Genomic DNA, 16,171 nt, shown 5'->3' with positions numbered 1-16,171 from the left:
GCCCGACGGAAAACGCTCGCAGTGTAGCGGGATAACACCATCAACACTCATGGAGAGTGGTTCAAGCATGTCATCGATCAACCTGAACAAACTCAAGTCCTACAGCGCTTTAGGACTTTTCTTCAGCACCGCCACTTGCTTGGCCGCCCCGCCAACCGACGATCAGTTGCAGGCGCTGGTCAAGGCCACCGTGACCCCGGTCATGCAGCAACAGGACATCGCAGGCCTCGCCGTGGCCGTGACAGTCGATGGCAAGGCGCATTACTTTAATTACGGTGTCGCCGACAAAAGCACCGGGCAAGCGGTAAGTGAAAACACCCTGTTCGAAATCGGTTCGGTGAGCAAAACCTTCACCGCGACCCTCGCCGCCTACGCCCAGGCCAGCGGCAAACTGCAATTCTCCGACAAGGCCAGCCAGCACTGGCCCGAACTCAAAGGCAGCGCCTTCGACCACATCAGCCTGCTGCAACTGGGCACTTACAGCGCGGGCGGCCTGCCGCTGCAATTTCCGGATGCTGCGGACTCTTCCGACAAGATGCTCGGCTATTACCAACAGTGGAAACCGACCTTTCCGGCCGGCAGCCAGCGCCTGTATTCCAATCCAAGCATTGGTCTGTTCGGTTACCTGGCCGCAAAAAGCCTCGGCCAGCCGTTCAATCAGGTCATGACCGAAACCCTTCTGCCGAAACTCGGGCTCAAGCACACCTTCCTGTCAGTGCCGGCGTCTGAACAAAAGCTCTACGCCCAAGGCTATGACAAGAACAACAAACCGGTTCGAGTCAGCCCCGGCGCCCTCGACTCCGAAGCCTACGGCGTGAAAACCAGCGCCGCCGACCTGCTGCAATACGTCGAGGCCAACCTCGACACCGCCAAACTCGAAATGCCGCTGCAAAAAGCCATCGCCCTCACCCACACCGGCTACTACACGGTCGGCGACATGACCCAGGGCCTGGGCTGGGAACGCTACACCTACCCGATCAGCCTCGACCGCCTGCTGAACGGCAACTCGACGCCAATGGCCATGGAGACGCACAAGGTCAAATGGCTGAATCCGCCACAGCCTGAACCGGCGAACGTGCTGCTGAACAAGACCGGTTCCACCGCAGGCTACGGCGCCTACGTCGCGTTCGTGCCATCGAAAAAAATCGGGATCGTGATTCTGGCGAACCGCAATTATCCAAATGGAGAGCGGGTGAAGATTGCGCACAGGATTCTGGAGGGATTGACCCGGTAATCACGCCATAAAAAACGGGCGACCTGAGAAGGTCGCCCATTTTTTCTTTTCTGATCAGCCCTGAATCAGAACATCAATCATCCGGCATTTCCGGCGGCTTGGTCGGCTTGGCCGGTTTTGTCCCTTTCGCCCCCTTGGCCGGCGCCGGTTCTGCAGCAGCCGGCGCCGTCACCACGGTGGAAGTGGCTTCTTTTTCAGCGGCAGGCAACGCATCAATGGTGTCGAAAATCTTCTTCAAATCGACCGCCGCCGCTTCATCCCCCGAAGCCGTCAGTTTGGTCTCGCCATCCTTGCCCACCAGAAATACCTTCGGATACGCCCCCGCACCCAGCTTCAGCGAGCGCAGCAGCGCCATGGTTTGCTGCTGCTCGAGGCTTTTGCCATCGACCTGACCGCTCATGCTCAGGATGGTGTAAACCCTGATCTTGCGGTCGGCGATGCCTTGTTTGTTGGCCGGGTCATCCAGCGCTTTTTTCAGGCTGACCCAATAAGAATCGACTGTGCTGGAAGCGATCACGATCAATGGGCGGTTAATGCCCTTGTCGACGTCCAGAGGGGAATCGCCGTCGGCGGCGAACAGGGGGCCGGCAATCGCCAGCAAGAGTGTCAGGGTCAGTGACCTGATGAGCATGCGCATCTCCTTTTGATATCCACGCTCTAATGATTGCGCATCGCGGCGATTGTTCCGGGGGCTGCCCGGCAAAAGTGTTTCGCCTTGCCCAAAGCTTAGGTCAGCACCGGTTTTGCGCAACCGGATGGGCGCGTCCCTGCGCCCATTTGTTTACCTTTCATGCCGCGTCAGCTGACGCTCGAGCCTTCGGGGTCATGGATGCTCGCCGATCAGAACGCCAGCTTGTAACCGATCAACACCAGCATCGTCGCCAGGCACGGGCGCAGCAGTTCATCGGAGACCCGACCGGTCAGGTGGCTGCCGAGCCAGATGCCCGGCAGCGAGCCGACCAGCAGAAAACCCAGCACGCCCCAGTCCATGTTGCCCATGCTCGCGTGGCCGAGGCCGGCGACCAGGGTCAGCGGGACGGCGTGGGCGATTTCGGTGCCGACCAGACGGCGGGTCGGCAGCAGCGGATAGAGGATGAACAGTGCGACAGTGCCGAGGGCGCCGGCGCCGATGGAGGTCAGGGCGACCATGGTGCCGAGGATCAGACCGGTGATCACGGTCATGCCATTCAGGCGCGCACCGCTGGGGTTGTAGTTGCCGCCAGCACGTTTGTGGGCGAATTCCAGCAGGCGCTTCTTGAACAGAATCGCCAGCGCCGTGGCGAACAGCACGAAGCCCAGCGCTTGCTTGATGATGGCGTTCATCGCGTCCGGGGCGGTGTGCAAGGTGCTGAGGAACCACAAGGTCATCGCCACCGCCGGGACACTGCCCAGGGTCAGCCAGCCAGTGATGGCCCAGTCGATGTTCTTGTTCTTCCTGTGCACCAGCACGCCACTGGATTTGGTGATGGCCGCGTACAGCAGATCCGTGCCCACCGCCGTGGCCGGATTGATGCCGAACCACAGCAGGATCGGCGTCATCAACGAACCGCCGCCGACACCGGTCATGCCGACGATGAACCCCACCACCAGCCCGGCAATCACCAGGCCGAAATTTGCCAATTCCATTAAGACGTCCAGACAAACCACAGGAAAATCCGGCCCGCAGCATAACCAGTTTTCTTATAACGCCCTATATCGATCGGATCTATCGTTATGCCATTTCACTGCACTGGCAAAAAATTCAAAAACAGCAGGCTCTGGGCGTAATTCAGTCCAATGCGCCGGTAGCGCTCGTCGAGCATCTGGGTCAGCAGATCCAGACGCGCCACGACTTTGCCGAACTCCGTGGCGAAACTCAGGTTGCTGCCCTCCTCGGAAATCTCGTTGGAAAACAGCAGCGGCTGGCCATCCTTGTTCTGCCGCTGGGCGAGGATCCAAGTGGCTTTCTCGATGTTGCGCGCGGCGTTGTTGACGAAGGTCGGGTTGATCGCATCGGTCATGTAGAACTCGGTGCGATTGCCGTGGGCGGTGACCAGCATGCTGCCGATCGCATAGATGAACGCGCCGACCCGGTCGCCGAGGAATTCCGGGCTCATGGCATAGCTCAGCGCTGCCAGATCCTTTTTGCCGCCGAGGGTTGGCAAGGGTTGCTGTTGCTCGATGGCCAGTCGCACCTGCTTGACCGCCGTGCGAATGTCGAGAAAACCGGATTTGCGCAGTTCCTCCGGGTTACGCAAATACAACTTGCCCATCAAGCGGTAGAGGCTGTCGAGGTTGTCACGCATCGCCAGAGTTGCCATGCGATCGACGCTGGTCTGGAGAAATTCCTGAGGCCTGCCCTCGCGCATCTGGGTGATGAAATTGTTGCCGTCCTGATGGCTGCAACCGCCGAGCAGCAGCGTCGACAGGCAGGCCAGCAGCAGGCACGGGCGATGAATGAATGCAGCGATGGGGTGCAAAACTCTCGGCATGAATTCTTTGACGGACACGTTCCTGTGCGGCGGAAGTCACCGCACCCTGGCCATGGATAGAGCCGGGGATTTCGCAAAAGTGCAGTGCCGGCGTGGATTCCCGACCTTCGGCGCCCTTGGTTCAATCAATTTAGTCCGACTTTATTTTTGCATTAATCGTTTAATCCGCTATAAATCCTCACTCAAGCATTAATTAGCATGACTATTTAAAGATTTTCAAAACAACAACAAAAAGGAAGGTCAACCCATGCTTCAATCCCGACACTCACTCTGCGGCCTCGGACTGTCCCTGATGATCGCCACCCTCTCCGCCCAGGCCGCCGGCCTGTCCAGTGAACACAAAGCCTTCGGCCAAACCAATGACGGCACGCCGGTCGAGCAATACATCCTGCGCAACAGCCACGGCATGCAAGCCACGGTCATCACCTACGGCGCGACCTTGCAGGCGCTGCAAGTGCCGGACAAGCACGGCAAGCTCGACGACATCGTCCTCGGTTTCGATGATGTGCAGGGTTATCAGAAAGGCACCGCGTACTTCGGCGCAACCATCGGCCGTTTCGGCAATCGCCTGGCCGACGGTGCGTTCGAGCTCGACGGCAAACGCTACCAGGTGCCGCAGAACGACAAGACCAACGCCTTGCACGGCGGCACTCAGGGCTTCGACAAAAAGGTCTGGAAGGCGAAGGAAACCAAAGACAAGGATTCGGTCGGCGTGACCCTCACCTATCTGTCGGCGGATGGTGAAATGGGTTTCCCCGGCAACCTCACCACCGAGGTGACCTACCGCCTTACCGACTCTAACGAGCTGCGCATCGACTACAAGGCCAGCACCGACAAACCCACTGTGCTCAACCTGACCAACCACAGCTACTTCAACCTTGCCGGCGCCGGCAATGGCGACATCCTCAAGCAAGTCGCCACCCTGCACGCCAGCCATTACACCCCGGTCACCGCCAAGCTGATCCCGACCGGCGAACTGGCGCCCGTGGCCGGCACACCGATGGACTTCACCAAACCGACCGCCATCGGCCAGCACATCAAGGCCGACCATCCGCAGTTGAAATTCGCTGAGGAGAAACAAGGCGGCTTCGATTTCAACTGGGCGCTGGACACCAAGGGTGACGTCAGCAAACTCGCCGCCGAAGTCAGCGACCCGCAATCCGGTCGCCACTTGCAGCTGTACACCAACGAACCGGGCGTGCAGTTCTACACCAGCAACTTCCTCGACGGCACGGTCAAGGGCAAGGGTGGCAAGGTCTATCCGCACTGGGGCGCGTTCACTCTGGAAACCCAGCATTATCCGGACTCGCCGAACCAGCCGAACTTCCCGAGTACCCGCCTCGATCCCGGCCAGACCTACACCCAGAGCGTGGTGTTGAAGTTCTCCGCCAAGTAAGCACCTGACCTCCTTTCTGGAACCGGACGGAACCCGTGGGCTATTCTGCTGCCCACCCAAGGTATCGACCCTTTCAGAAAGGAGGTTTGAATGCGTACCCTCGAATTGGCTGGCGTGCAGGTGCCGGTGATTGGTCAGGGCACCTGGCGCATGGGCGAAGACCGCTCGGCGCACACGCGTGAAGTGGCGGCCCTGCGCAGTGGCATCGAACTGGGGATGACCTTGATCGACACTGCGGAAATGTACGGTGAAGGCGGTGCCGAAACCGTCGTCGGCGAAGCCATTGCCGGCCTGCGCGATCAAGTGTTCCTGGTGAGCAAGGTCTACCCGCACAACGCCAGCCGCAAAGGCATTCCCCAGGCCTGCGAGCGCAGTCTGCGCCGGCTCGACACCGATTACATCGACCTTTATCTGCTGCATTGGCGCGGCCAGTATCCGCTGGAAGAAACCGTCGAGGCTTTCGAGCGTCTGCGCGAGGACGGCAAGATCGGTCGCTGGGGCGTGTCGAATTTCGACGTCGATGATCTCGAGGAACTGTCGAGTTCGGCCTGCGCGACCAATCAGGTGCTGTACAACCTGGAAGAGCGCGGCATCGAATTCGACCTGCTGCCGTGGTGCCAACAGCAGCGCATGCCGCTGATGGCGTACTGCCCGATCGGCCAAGGTGGCGCGATGCTTGCCGAGCCGGTGTTGAAACAGATTGCCGCTCGTCACGGCGTGACCCCGGCACAGGTTTCGCTGGCGTGGATTCTGCGTCAGGATGGGCTGATCGCGATTCCCAAGGCCGTGCGCCCGGAACACGTGCAGCTCAATGCACAGGCGGCGCAGCTGCATCTCGAGGCCGGGGATCTGGCGGCGCTGGACCAGGCGTTTCACGCGCCACAACGCAAGCAGCGGCTGGCCATGGTCTGAGCCACCGCCGACTGACAGAGGGCTTCGCCATGAGAAGCACTGATCAGGACGATCCATTCAACCTGCAACGCTTCGTGCTCGCCCAGGACCCGGTGTTCGAACGGGTCCAGCGCGAGCTCGGCGAGGGCCGCAAGCGCAGCCACTGGATGTGGTTCGTGTTCCCGCAGTTCGCCGGGCTCGGCGGCAGCGAGATGTCGCGGCGGTTCGCAATTGGCTCGGCCGGTGAGGCCAAGGCCTATCTGGCCCATGATCTGCTCGGCGCCCGGCTGCGGACCTGCACGCAGTTGGTGCTGAACGTGCAGCAGCGTTCGATTGCCGAGATTTTCGGCCATCCGGACGACCTGAAATTCCACTCATCAATGACCCTGTTCGCCCAGTTCGCTGTCGACGACAGCCCTTGGCATCAGGCGCTGGAGCGTTTCTTCCACGGCATTCAGGACGAGTGGACCCTGCAACTGCTGGACTCAAAACAAGCCCAATTGCCCCCCGATCAGGGTTGAGAAATCGTCGTCGACAAACGGCAGGATCGCATCCGCCACCGGTTGCAGCTGGCGAGTGATGTAGTGGTCGTAGTCGATGGCCGCGCGGCGCACTTCCAGCGGTTCGGGCCCGGCGAGGGTGATGACGTAGCTGATCCAGCCACCGTTCTGATACTGGCGTGGGCGCCCGTGCTGCGCGTTGTAATCGTCCGCCAGCCGCGCGGCCCGCACGTGGGGCGGCACGTTGCGTTCGTAGTCATCGAGGGTGCGGCGCAGGCGCTTGCGGTAGACCAGTCGCTCGTCGAACTCGCCGGCCAGGGTCTTGCGCACGTACTCGCGCACGTAACCCTGATACGGCTTGCGCTGGAAGATCCGCTCGTACAGCTCCTGCTGAAATTGCCGGGCCAGCAGCGACCAGTCGGTGCGCACGGTTTCCAGGCCTTTGTAGACCATTTCCTCGCTGCCGTCGGCGCGGGTCACCAGACCGGCGTAGCGCTTTTTGCTGCCCTCCTCGGCGCCACGGATAGTCGGCATCAGGAAGCGTTTGTAGTGGGTTTCAAACTGCAATTCGAGGGCGCTTTCCAGCCCGTACTGCTCACGCACATGCTCGCGCCACCAGTCGTTGACGTGTTGCACCAGCGCCCGGCCGATGGTCGCCGCCTCTTCCTGACCGTGGGGGCGACGCAGCCAGACGAACGTCGAGTCGGTATCGCCATAAATCACCGCGTGGCCCTGGGCTTCGATCAACTGCCGGGTGCGCAGCATGATTTCGTGGCCACGCAGGGTGATCGAAGACGCCAGCCGCGTATCGAAAAACCGGCAACCGCTGGAACCGAGCACGCCGTAAAAGGCGTTCATGATGATCTTCAGCGCCTGGGACAGCGGCGCGTTGTGCTCGCGCTTGGCGGTCTCGCGGCCCTCGGCGACCCGAGCGACGATGGACGGCAGGCAATGCCGGGTGCGGGAGAAACGAGCGCCACGAAAACCCGGTACCGAGTCGCTGTCATCCGGATGCTGCAAGCCTTCGATCAACCCCACCGGATCAATCAGAAAGGTACGAATGATCGACGGGTAAAGACTCTTGTAGTCGAGCACCAGCACCGATTCGTACAGCCCCGGTTGCGAGTCCATGACAAACCCGCCGGGGCTGGCCTGCGGCGGATTGGTGCCAAGGTTCGGCGCCACAAAACCCTGGCGGTGCATCAGCGGCATGTACAAATGGGTGAACGCAGCTACCGAACCACCGCTGCGATCCGCCGGCAGGCCGGTGACGCTGGCGCGCTCCAGCAAAAATTTCAGCAGCTCGGTCTTGGCAAAGATCCGCGTGACCAGCTCGCAGTCCTTGAGGTTGTACTTGGCCAGCGCCGGTTTGTCCTCGGCGAACATGCGGTTGATCTCGTCCATGCGCTGGTACGGGTTGTCGATGGACTTGCCTTCGCCAAGCAGGGTCTGGGCGACGTTTTCCAGGCTGAACGAGGGAAAGCTCCAGGTCGCCGAACGCAGGGATTCGATGCCGTCGATGATCAACCGTCCCGCCGCTGCAGCGAAGTAGTGATTGCGGCTGCCGTGTTCGCGCCACTGCATTTCCTCGCCGCCACGCCCGAGCTTGAGCGGCACGCCGAGGCGCCGGGCGTGTTCGTGGAGGATGCGCAGGTCGAACTGCACGAGGTTCCAGCCGATGATCGCGTCGGGGTCGTGGCGGGCGAACCAGTCGTTGAGCTTCTTGAGGATCAGGGTCCGCGACTCGCAGTACTCGAGATCGAAGTCGACAAGGCTGTCATCGCCGTTCGGTGCGCCGAGCATGTATACCTGGCGCTCGCCGCAGCCTTCCAGGGCGATGGAGTACAACTCGCCCTGCTCGGTGGTTTCGATGTCCAGCGAGACCAGCCGCAGTTGCGGGCGATAGTCAGGTGAAGGTTTGAGGTGGGCGTCGAGCAACACGCCGTCGGCATCGGGCGTGCCGCTGAACCAGACGGGCGCGGTGATGAAACGCTCCATCAGGTAGCGCTCGGGCGGTCGCACGTCGGCTTCGAAGACATCGACACTGTGCCGGTTGAGCGCGGTTTCGAGGCGCATCAACTGACCATGCTGCTGGCAATACAGCCCGAGCACCGGGCGATGCTCGAAATCCTGCAGGGCCAAGGGGCGCAGCTCGACGCTCTTTTCGTCCGCCAATACCCGCTCGGCCTGCTCACGCTGCGCAGCCGGGATGAACGCCACCGACGGCTGATGCGGCAGGCGCACACGGCGCGGCCCGGCGTCGGTCGCCAGCCAGAACTCGACTTCGGTGCCGGCCGGGGTGTCGCGCCAATGCCGGGTCAGGACGAAGCCCTGCTGTAAATCCACCACTGCAACCTCAGGAATTGATTCAGACGGGCATTCTACGCGGCATTGCCGCCACCCGTGACAAAGGCCTCGCCATGAAAAACCCGGTCAAATGACGTTTTTTGCGTGTTATCTGCCGTTTTGCGGCCTTGCCCTGCGCGCCTGCGTCTACGATGCTTGGAGAACAACGACAACACCTGAGTAACCGCCATGAAAACCGTCGCCCAGCTGCTCAAGCTCAAAGATCCGAAAAATCAGGAAGTGCACCAGATCAAACCCGATCACATGGTGCTCGAAGCGCTGATGAAAATGGCCGAGAAGAACGTCGGCGCCTTGCTCGTGGTGGAAGACGACAACGTGGTGGGCATCATCAGCGAGCGCGATTACGCACGCAAACTGGTGCTGCACGGGCGCTCTTCGGTGGGCACCCCGGTGCGCGACATCATGGTGGCGAACGTGATCACGGTGGACACCCACCAGACCGTCGACACTTGCCTTGGCATCATGTCCGACAAACGCCTGCGTCACTTGCCGGTGGTGGAGAACGGCAAGCTGATCGGCCTGCTGTCGATCGGCGACCTGGTCAAGGAAGCGATTGCCGAACAGGCCGAACTGATCAAGCAGCTGGAGCAGTACATTCGCGGGGAGTGATCAGCCGGGCCAATGCCGCGCAAAGACCGGCGCCAGCACCGGGTGCCGGTCGATGCGCTGCAGCCACGCATGGAAACCGGGTCGGGCCTGGCGCAGGTGTTCGCGGGCACCGGCCCAGCGCGTGACCACTGCCGCCAGCACATCCAGTGCGCCCGGTGTTTCATCGTCCAGGTACAGCTCGGCCGAGAACTGATCGGCGAACACCTCCCAGCTCCAGTGCAGTCGTTCCCGCGCACCCGTCATCAGATTCTGTCGCGAGGCCTCGTCCGGCATCACCAGCCAGCGTTCCGGGTAATCAATGATCCCGATGGCCGCATAGCAATTGCTGACGATGTACACCAGGCCCCGAATCGCCTGATCGCGGTCAGCGCCGTTGGCCGGCAGCAGGCCGGATTGCGCAAAGCTTTGCCCCAGATGAATCAGGATCGCCGCACTTTCGGTGATGACACTACCGTCCGGCAGTTGCAGGGTCGGGATCTGTTTGAGCGGATTGAGCCGCGCCAGCTCCTGCGCCGCTTCCGCACTGGCCTCGATATCGATGAAGCGGTAAGCCACCTGGCACAGCTCGAGCGCCGCCTCGATGGCCGCTGCTCCTGAGTTGCGGTGTCCGTAGAGCTGATACATATCCCCTCCTCCACTGCGAAAGGCATCCCGCCTGGCCCTATTTATAGCCGTTGTATCGAATTTGGCACGGATTGCGCATTCATCGGCAGCTTGCGAATCCCTGATCTCGCAAAACAGCGCTGGCGGTGCCCATCCCGCACCAAGAGCAATCAGCGAACGCTATCCGCGTTCTTGTAAGGTGCGATACCGAACCAAAAGTTCGCGTATCCGAGCTGGCAACAAGGAGTTCACCGCGTGAATCTTCATCTGCTGCGCCACCCTCTTCTCTCCGTGCCCGTTTACCTGCGCCGCGTTCGCCCGCCGAACAGTCCGTGCATTCCTTTTATTACCTGAACACCTTCACTATTTATTTTTTAAATAGCACGCAAGCAGTCATTGCGTGCGCGCTGCATTAATGAATGCCAAAACAGATTGTTCGACAATAACTTTCAGACAGCACACCCGTACAACTTTTGCTGTTTGGAGTTGATGCTCGAAGCGCACCAAAACTGCACTTCCAGTCATTACATCGTTCATGCGGAACGACCGACTTTACTTAAACAAGAACAAGGAACATCGCCTGTGACCCGCTAAAACCCTGACCCGCACCAAATCAGTCCGCCACGCACCATCACGCGCCCTGGCCGACACGAGAACAGCCGCTCTATCTCGCTGAACAGCGCGATACCGCGCCAGAGCTGTCTCGCCCTGAAAAAAGCTCTGCAAACAGGGCTGTCGGGAGGTCATGCGCCCAGGAAAACCGGCCTGTTTAATGAAACTTATATAAATGCGACATACGTATCACCCATGAAATAACCGATACACATTTGGTCACTCTTTGGCACAGCGGTTGCTATTGCATCAACCATGAGGGCAAGAATGATGTTCGCCACTCAATTGCACACTCACTTATAAAAGAACAGCCACGGACCGGATCAATGAACCATCGAAGTCGACATTACTGAAGCAATAAGCTGCACAAGCCCTGCTCAATAGATAGTTCAACTATCGGCTTCTGCACACCTGTATGAAAGTTGCGACCACTCACTCGAACAACGCTGTGTTGTTCGAACGGCACCTTATTGCCCTTCATCCACCCGAGGGAGCTTTAATGAACGATGCGGTAAAGCACAGAACGCCGCCGGGGCCATTGCCGAACGCAGCGCTTGCGTCGGTGGCGGGTCGGCCCGTCTACAAGGCCAACACTTCGCAGCCCGGCGGCCTGAACAAACAGCAGATGCTGTTGCTGGTGGCGGTGTCGGCGCTGATACACGGCGGCGCCTGGTGGTTTTTCCAGCAGGCGCGGGCCGAGCCGCTGCCCACGCCACCGGAAATTCCGGAAATGACCGTCGAGCTGACCAGCCCGACACCTCCGGCCCCGCCGACACCGGAGCCGCCTCCACCCCCGCCGCCCCCTCCCGAACCGGAACAGCCGGTGGAAGACGAGGACGCGGTCAAGCCGCCGCCCAAACCGGTGGAGAAACCCAAGCCGATCGAAAAACCGAAACCGATCGAGAAACCCAAACCGGTGAAAAAGGCCGAGCCGCCGAAAGCGCCGCCCGCCCCTGCGCAACCGGCAGCGCCTGCCGCCCCGGCCACCCCGAGCGCGCCTCCGGCACCTGCTGCGGCACCGGGCCCGGTGAAAGAGTCGGCGGCGATTTCCGGCCTCGCCAGCCTCGGCAACCCGCCGCCGGAATACCCGTCGCTGGCCCTGCGGCGCAACTGGGAAGGCAGCGTGGTGCTGCGGATTCAGGTGCTGGCCAACGGTCGCGCCGGTTCGGTGACGGTGACCAAGTCCAGCGGCAAGCCGCAACTGGATGACGCGGCGGTCGCGGCGGTGAAGGCCTGGAAGTTCATCCCGGCCAAGCGCGGCGACACACCGATCGACGGCTTCGCCACCCAGACCATCGATTTCAAATTGCCGCAATGACGGCACAACAACCGAACTCACAACCGATTAACGCAAGCGAGGTGTAGCCATGAACGATTCTCTGTCTTCGATGATTGTCCCCGGCGTGCTCTGGGGGCTGGTGCTGTTTTCCGTGGTCAGTTGGGCGATCCTGCTGGTCAAGTCGGCGCAATACCTGCGCCAGAAAACCCAGAACAAGCAGTTCAGCAAAGCCTTCTGGGGCGCGCCGGACCTGCTCACCGCTGCCGAACACGCCAGCCAGTATCCGGGCTCCCTGGCGCGGATCGCCAGCAGCGGTTTCGAAGCCTTGCTGGTGGAAGAATCCCCTCGCACCACCCAGCAACTGGCGCACACCATCAACCGTGCCGACCGCCTGGAGCGCAACCTGCGCCAGCAGATCCAGAAGGAACGTCGCTCGCTGGAAAACGGCCAGGCGATCCTCGCCAGTATCGGCAGCACCGCGCCGTTCATTGGTCTGTTCGGCACCGTGTGGGGAATCATGGAAGCCCTGCAAAGCATCGGCGCCAGCGGTTCGGCCAGCCTGGAAACCGTGGCCGGGCCGATCGGCCACGCGCTGATCGCCACCGGTGTGGGGATTGCCGTCGCGGTACCGGCGGTGCTGATTTACAACTTCTTCCTGCGGCGCCTGAAACTGGCGTCGGCGGACATGGATGACTTCGCCCACGACTTCGACGCCCTCGCCTCGCGCAGCGCTTTCTCCATCAGCCGCCAGGCCATCGCCAAAACCACGGCCGCCGTGCGGGAGGCCAGCTGATGTCCTTTTCCACTCAAGACAGCGATGAAGTGCTCAGCGAAATGAACGTCACGCCGCTGGTGGACGTGATGCTCGTGCTGCTGGTGGTGTTCATCGTCACCGCGCCGCTGATGACCAACGCGATCAAGGTCAACCTGCCAAAAACCGACGCCGTCGCTCCCGCCGAAAAGAAGGATCCGGTGGTGGTCAGCGTCGATCAGGACGGCAAGTTCTTCCTGGCCAAGACCGAGCTGGCGCCGGAATCACTGGAGGCCAGCCTCAAGGAGGTCAAGGCCAAGGATGCTGACGTGCGCGTGCAGCTGCAGGCCGACTCCGCCGTGAATTACGGCCAGGTCGCCAAAGCCATGGCGTCCATCGAGCGCTCGGGCATCACCAAGATATCGGTGATGACCACCCGCTGACGGCGGTGCCGGGCGCGCAGTGAGGGACGCGCCCGGCACCGTTCGTTGAATCCCGTCGCAATCGGCCGACCGAAAAACGCAGCGCGTCTTCGGAGGGGATCGGCTTGCTTGAAGAAAGTGGTTTTCGCGGCGCGGCACCACCGTGCTCCGTGCAAAGAGGGCTCACAAGGCCATTTCGATAAACGTCTAACAAAGTCGGAAACAACCATGCTGATGAACACTCCACGCTTCACGCTCAAACCCTTGGTGGCGACGATTTCCCGCCACCGTTTCGTTCCGTTGTACCTGGTGGCCATGGGGATGGGCGCCGGGGTTCAGGCCGCCGAGGACGACAACAGCGTCCCGGCCGCCGCGGCGGTGGTCGCGCCGACCACGCAACTGCAACGGGTCGAAGTGACCGGTTCGGCGATCCGTCGGGTCGACGCGGAAACGGCGGTGCCGATCACCGTGCTCAAGGCCGATGAACTGCGCAAACAGGGCGTGACCACCACCGCCGAACTGGTGCAGCGCATCACCGGCAGCCAGTCGATCAACAACAGCGCAGGCTCGGTCGGCGCGGCCACCGGCGGCGCCTCGTTCGCCGACATGCGCGGCATCGGCGCGAACAAGACGCTGGTGCTGCTCAACGGTCGCCGACTGGCCAACAACGCCCTGTCGGGCACCAACTCGGCCGGCGGCGCGGTGGATCTGAACATGATCCCGTTTGCCGCGATCGAGCGCGTGGAAGTGCTGCGCGACGGCGCCTCGGCCCTGTACGGCACCGACGCCATCGGCGGCGTGATCAACTTCATCACCAAGAAATCCATGACCGACGGCCAGCTCACCCTCGGCGGCGAAACCCCGACCCACAGCGGCGGCGGTGCGACCAAGGACATGAGCGCCAGCTGGGGCTACGGCGACCTGGAGCAGGACCGCTTCAACGTGCTCGGCGTGTTCAACTACAACAAGCAGCAGAACCTCGACGCCAACGACCGCTCCTTCGCCCGCGACTATGTGCCCGGCCGTGGCCTGGACCAGACCTCCGGCACCGCGTTCCCCGGCAACTACAGCCAGAACGGCAACGCCACCAACCCGCTGGCCAACAGCAATTGCAACGGCCCCAACCTCGTGGCCCGCGACGGCCTCTGCCGCTTCAGCACCCGGGAATTCATCGACCTGGTGCCGCAGACCGAGAAAACGTCGTTCTTCGGCAAGACCACCGGAAAACTGGCCGACGACCACAACGTCAACCTCGAATACTTCTGGTCGCGCAACAACAACGCCACTGCTATAGGCCCGGCGCCATTGACCGGCCTGAGCCTGGATTCGTCCTCGCCCTACTACCCCGGCAACGGCATCACCCCGGCGCCCACCGATTTTGCCCTCGACCCGACGCAACCGGTGGACGTGAACTGGCGCGAAACAGCCGCCGGCCCGCGTGAATCGAAAGACCAGAACACCAGCCAGCGCTTTTTGCTGAGCTTCGACGGTCTGGTTGGCGGCTGGGACTACAACGTCGGCGCCTCGTACAACCAGAACAAGATCGTCTCCAGCGTCACCAGCGGCTACGTCAGCGATCAGGCGATGATCGACGGTCTGGCCAGCGGTCTGCTCAACCCGTTCGGCCCGCAGAGCAGCGCCGGTCAGCAGTACATCGATCAGGCCGCGTACCACGGCGCCTATTCCACGGCGGTCGGTCGGGTCGCCGGTTTCGACGGGCGGATCAGCCGCGAAATCGGTGACTGGTTTGGTGCCGGTCCGTCCGGCCTGGCCCTGGGCGGCGAGTACCGCAAAGAGAAATTCCACCAGGACTTCGAAGCCTTTGCCGGCGACATCCAGAGCCTGGGCATCGACCCGGCCGGCAGCGTCGAAGGCGACCGCAGCGTGAAAGCCGCCTACGCGGAAATCAACGTACCGGTGCTCGACAGCCTGGAATTGTCCGCCGCCGTGCGGCACGACAAATACAGCGACTTCGGCAGCACCACCAACCCGAAATACTCGTTCCGTTATCAGCCGCTCAAGGAGCTGGTGGTGCGCGGCGCCTACAGCGAAGGCTTCCGCGCGCCGTCGCTGTATGAGTTGTATTCCCCGCGCAGCATCACCTTCACCCAGGGCTACTACAACGACCCGGTGCTGTGTACCGGCGGCGTGGTACAACCGGGCGGCAACGGCGGGCGCGATTGCGGTCAGCAGTTCCTCAACCAGATCGGCGGTAACGAAGACCTGGCCCCGGAGAAAGCGCGCAACGTGACGCTGGGCTTTGTCTATCAGCCGGTCAGCAATCTGTCCGTGGGCCTGGATTTCTGGTGGATTCACATCTCCAACCAGATCCAGCCGTTCCCGGAATCCACCGTGTTCGATCAGGCCGGCAGCTACCCTGACCGCTTCGTGCGCAACGCCGACGGCACGCTCAATTACATCGTCACCGGCAACGCCAACCTCGGCATCGTCGAAACCAACGGCGTTGATGTGTCGCTGGACTATCGCTTCCCGAACACGCCGTACGGTCAGTTCGGTCTGGGCCTGCAAGGCACCTATGTCGACGAGTACGACTTCCAGAGCACCATCAAGGGTCCGTTCACCGACAAGGTCGGCGACTTCCGGGGTGACGGAGTGATCGCCCGCTGGAAACACAACCTGACCGGTTCCTGGACCTTCGGTGCCGCCCGCGCGGCGCTGACCAACCGCTTCACCACCGGCTACAACGACTACGACCGCGAGACCAACGCGCGGGTCGCGTCGTATTCGGTGTGGGACCTGTCGGCCGGCTACACCTTCGACAAGGTGCTGGACGTCGATGCCGGGGTGAAGAACCTGTTCGACCGCGATCCGCCGTTCTCCAACCAGGCCTACAACTTCCAGAGCGGTTATGACCCGCGCTACACCGATCCGCTGGGCCGCACGCTGTTTGCGCGCATGACGTACCACTTCTAACCGGAAACAGAACACATCTCACCTTGTGGGAGCGAGCCTGCTCGCGAATGCGGTGTGTCAGCGAAGGATGTGTTGACTGACAAGACGCCATCGCGAGCAGGC

The 16,171-nt window shown here is 61.6% G+C and carries 14 protein-coding genes; 9 read left to right on the top strand and 5 right to left on the bottom strand.

Annotation, left to right across the window (positions count from 1 at the left end; all coding sequences use genetic code 11):
* Positions 1–67: 67 nt before the first annotated feature.
* On the top strand, positions 68–1,234 hold the full coding sequence (gene ampC, locus CAF76_RS20370; protein ID WP_085648221.1) for a class C beta-lactamase: 1,167 nt from the start codon (positions 68–70) through the stop codon (positions 1,232–1,234).
* A gap of 73 nt (positions 1,235–1,307) precedes the next feature.
* Here the strand turns inward: ampC and CAF76_RS20365 are convergent, their stop codons facing one another.
* The 3 genes from CAF76_RS20365 to CAF76_RS20355 all read right to left on the bottom strand — a co-directional run bounded on the left by CAF76_RS20365 (position 1,308) and on the right by CAF76_RS20355 (position 3,705).
* Positions 1,308–1,865: a DUF4174 domain-containing protein gene (locus CAF76_RS20365; RefSeq protein ID WP_085648220.1), complete on the bottom strand. Its 558-nt coding sequence runs from the start codon at positions 1,863–1,865 to the stop codon at positions 1,308–1,310.
* A 209-nt stretch (positions 1,866–2,074) separates the two neighbouring features.
* Positions 2,075–2,860, bottom strand: a complete 786-nt coding sequence (locus tag CAF76_RS20360; RefSeq protein WP_039767649.1) for a sulfite exporter TauE/SafE family protein — start codon at positions 2,858–2,860, stop codon at positions 2,075–2,077.
* A 95-nt stretch (positions 2,861–2,955) separates the two neighbouring features.
* Entirely contained in the window at positions 2,956–3,705 is a 750-nt protein-coding gene (locus CAF76_RS20355) for a hypothetical protein (protein WP_039767696.1), read from the bottom strand.
* A 247-nt stretch (positions 3,706–3,952) separates the two neighbouring features.
* Here CAF76_RS20355 and CAF76_RS20350 point away from each other — a divergent pair, with 247 nt between their 5' ends.
* The 3 genes from CAF76_RS20350 to CAF76_RS20340 all read left to right on the top strand — a co-directional run bounded on the left by CAF76_RS20350 (position 3,953) and on the right by CAF76_RS20340 (position 6,513).
* Entirely contained in the window at positions 3,953–5,101 is a 1,149-nt protein-coding gene (locus tag CAF76_RS20350; RefSeq protein WP_085648219.1) for an aldose epimerase family protein, read from the top strand.
* A 90-nt stretch (positions 5,102–5,191) separates the two neighbouring features.
* Entirely contained in the window at positions 5,192–6,013 is an 822-nt protein-coding gene (locus CAF76_RS20345) for an aldo/keto reductase (protein WP_085648218.1), read from the top strand.
* A gap of 29 nt (positions 6,014–6,042) precedes the next feature.
* Complete coding sequence (locus tag CAF76_RS20340; RefSeq protein WP_064597910.1) at positions 6,043–6,513, top strand: DUF1810 domain-containing protein; 471 nt, start codon at positions 6,043–6,045, stop codon at positions 6,511–6,513.
* Here CAF76_RS20340 and CAF76_RS20335 read toward each other — a convergent pair.
* A complete protein-coding gene (locus CAF76_RS20335) occupies positions 6,478–8,838 on the bottom strand; it encodes a DNA polymerase II (RefSeq protein WP_178076189.1) in 2,361 nt (786 codons plus the stop codon). The genes CAF76_RS20340 and CAF76_RS20335 overlap by 36 nt on opposite strands.
* Positions 8,839–9,027: 189 nt before the next feature.
* On the opposite strand from CAF76_RS20335, the gene CAF76_RS20330 reads away from it, so the two are divergent.
* The gene (locus tag CAF76_RS20330) at positions 9,028–9,468 is read left to right on the top strand and encodes a CBS domain-containing protein (RefSeq protein WP_011335068.1); all 441 of its coding nucleotides are present in this window, start codon (positions 9,028–9,030) and stop codon (positions 9,466–9,468) included.
* Here the strand turns inward: CAF76_RS20330 and CAF76_RS20325 are convergent, their stop codons facing one another.
* Positions 9,469–10,092, bottom strand: coding sequence for a glutathione S-transferase N-terminal domain-containing protein (locus CAF76_RS20325; protein ID WP_085648216.1), 624 nt, complete (start codon positions 10,090–10,092; stop codon positions 9,469–9,471).
* Between the two features lie 1,090 nt (positions 10,093–11,182).
* On the opposite strand from CAF76_RS20325, the gene CAF76_RS20320 reads away from it, so the two are divergent.
* The 4 genes from CAF76_RS20320 to CAF76_RS20305 all read left to right on the top strand — a co-directional run bounded on the left by CAF76_RS20320 (position 11,183) and on the right by CAF76_RS20305 (position 16,069).
* Positions 11,183–12,001: a TonB family protein gene (locus tag CAF76_RS20320; protein WP_085695478.1), complete on the top strand. Its 819-nt coding sequence runs from the start codon at positions 11,183–11,185 to the stop codon at positions 11,999–12,001.
* Between the two features lie 49 nt (positions 12,002–12,050).
* Positions 12,051–12,755, top strand: coding sequence for a MotA/TolQ/ExbB proton channel family protein (locus tag CAF76_RS20315; protein ID WP_039770206.1), 705 nt, complete (start codon positions 12,051–12,053; stop codon positions 12,753–12,755).
* Positions 12,755–13,156, top strand: coding sequence for a biopolymer transporter ExbD (locus CAF76_RS20310; RefSeq protein ID WP_011335072.1), 402 nt, complete (start codon positions 12,755–12,757; stop codon positions 13,154–13,156). Before CAF76_RS20315 ends, CAF76_RS20310 begins: the two co-directional genes overlap by 1 nt.
* Positions 13,157–13,363: 207 nt before the next feature.
* Positions 13,364–16,069: a TonB-dependent receptor gene (locus CAF76_RS20305; protein WP_085648215.1), complete on the top strand. Its 2,706-nt coding sequence runs from the start codon at positions 13,364–13,366 to the stop codon at positions 16,067–16,069.
* Positions 16,070–16,171: the final 102 nt, after the last annotated feature.

Origin of the sequence: Pseudomonas sp. B40(2017) (assembly GCF_002112855.1) — a bacterium.
GTDB classification, from domain to species: domain Bacteria; phylum Pseudomonadota; class Gammaproteobacteria; order Pseudomonadales; family Pseudomonadaceae; genus Aquipseudomonas; species Aquipseudomonas pharyngis.
The sequence above is the reverse complement of the archived record's forward strand: the minus strand, read 5'-3'. Positions and strand labels throughout refer to the sequence as shown.

Coding starts and splice junctions, on each gene's coding strand:
- CAF76_RS20330 (WP_011335068.1), top strand. CDS start 9,028: ATGAAAACCGTCGCCCAGCTGCTCAAGCTCAAAGATCCGAAAAATCAG.
- CAF76_RS20310 (WP_011335072.1), top strand. CDS start 12,755: ATGTCCTTTTCCACTCAAGACAGCGATGAAGTGCTCAGCGAAATGAAC.
- CAF76_RS20365 (WP_085648220.1), bottom strand. CDS start 1,865: ATGCTCATCAGGTCACTGACCCTGACACTCTTGCTGGCGATTGCCGGC.
- CAF76_RS20350 (WP_085648219.1), top strand. CDS start 3,953: ATGCTTCAATCCCGACACTCACTCTGCGGCCTCGGACTGTCCCTGATG.
- CAF76_RS20320 (WP_085695478.1), top strand. CDS start 11,183: ATGAACGATGCGGTAAAGCACAGAACGCCGCCGGGGCCATTGCCGAAC.
- CAF76_RS20355 (WP_039767696.1), bottom strand. CDS start 3,705: ATGCCGAGAGTTTTGCACCCCATCGCTGCATTCATTCATCGCCCGTGC.
- CAF76_RS20360 (WP_039767649.1), bottom strand. CDS start 2,860: ATGGAATTGGCAAATTTCGGCCTGGTGATTGCCGGGCTGGTGGTGGGG.
- CAF76_RS20325 (WP_085648216.1), bottom strand. CDS start 10,092: ATGTATCAGCTCTACGGACACCGCAACTCAGGAGCAGCGGCCATCGAG.
- CAF76_RS20340 (WP_064597910.1), top strand. CDS start 6,043: ATGAGAAGCACTGATCAGGACGATCCATTCAACCTGCAACGCTTCGTG.
- CAF76_RS20345 (WP_085648218.1), top strand. CDS start 5,192: ATGCGTACCCTCGAATTGGCTGGCGTGCAGGTGCCGGTGATTGGTCAG.
- CAF76_RS20315 (WP_039770206.1), top strand. CDS start 12,051: ATGAACGATTCTCTGTCTTCGATGATTGTCCCCGGCGTGCTCTGGGGG.
- CAF76_RS20305 (WP_085648215.1), top strand. CDS start 13,364: ATGCTGATGAACACTCCACGCTTCACGCTCAAACCCTTGGTGGCGACG.
- ampC (WP_085648221.1), top strand. CDS start 68: ATGTCATCGATCAACCTGAACAAACTCAAGTCCTACAGCGCTTTAGGA.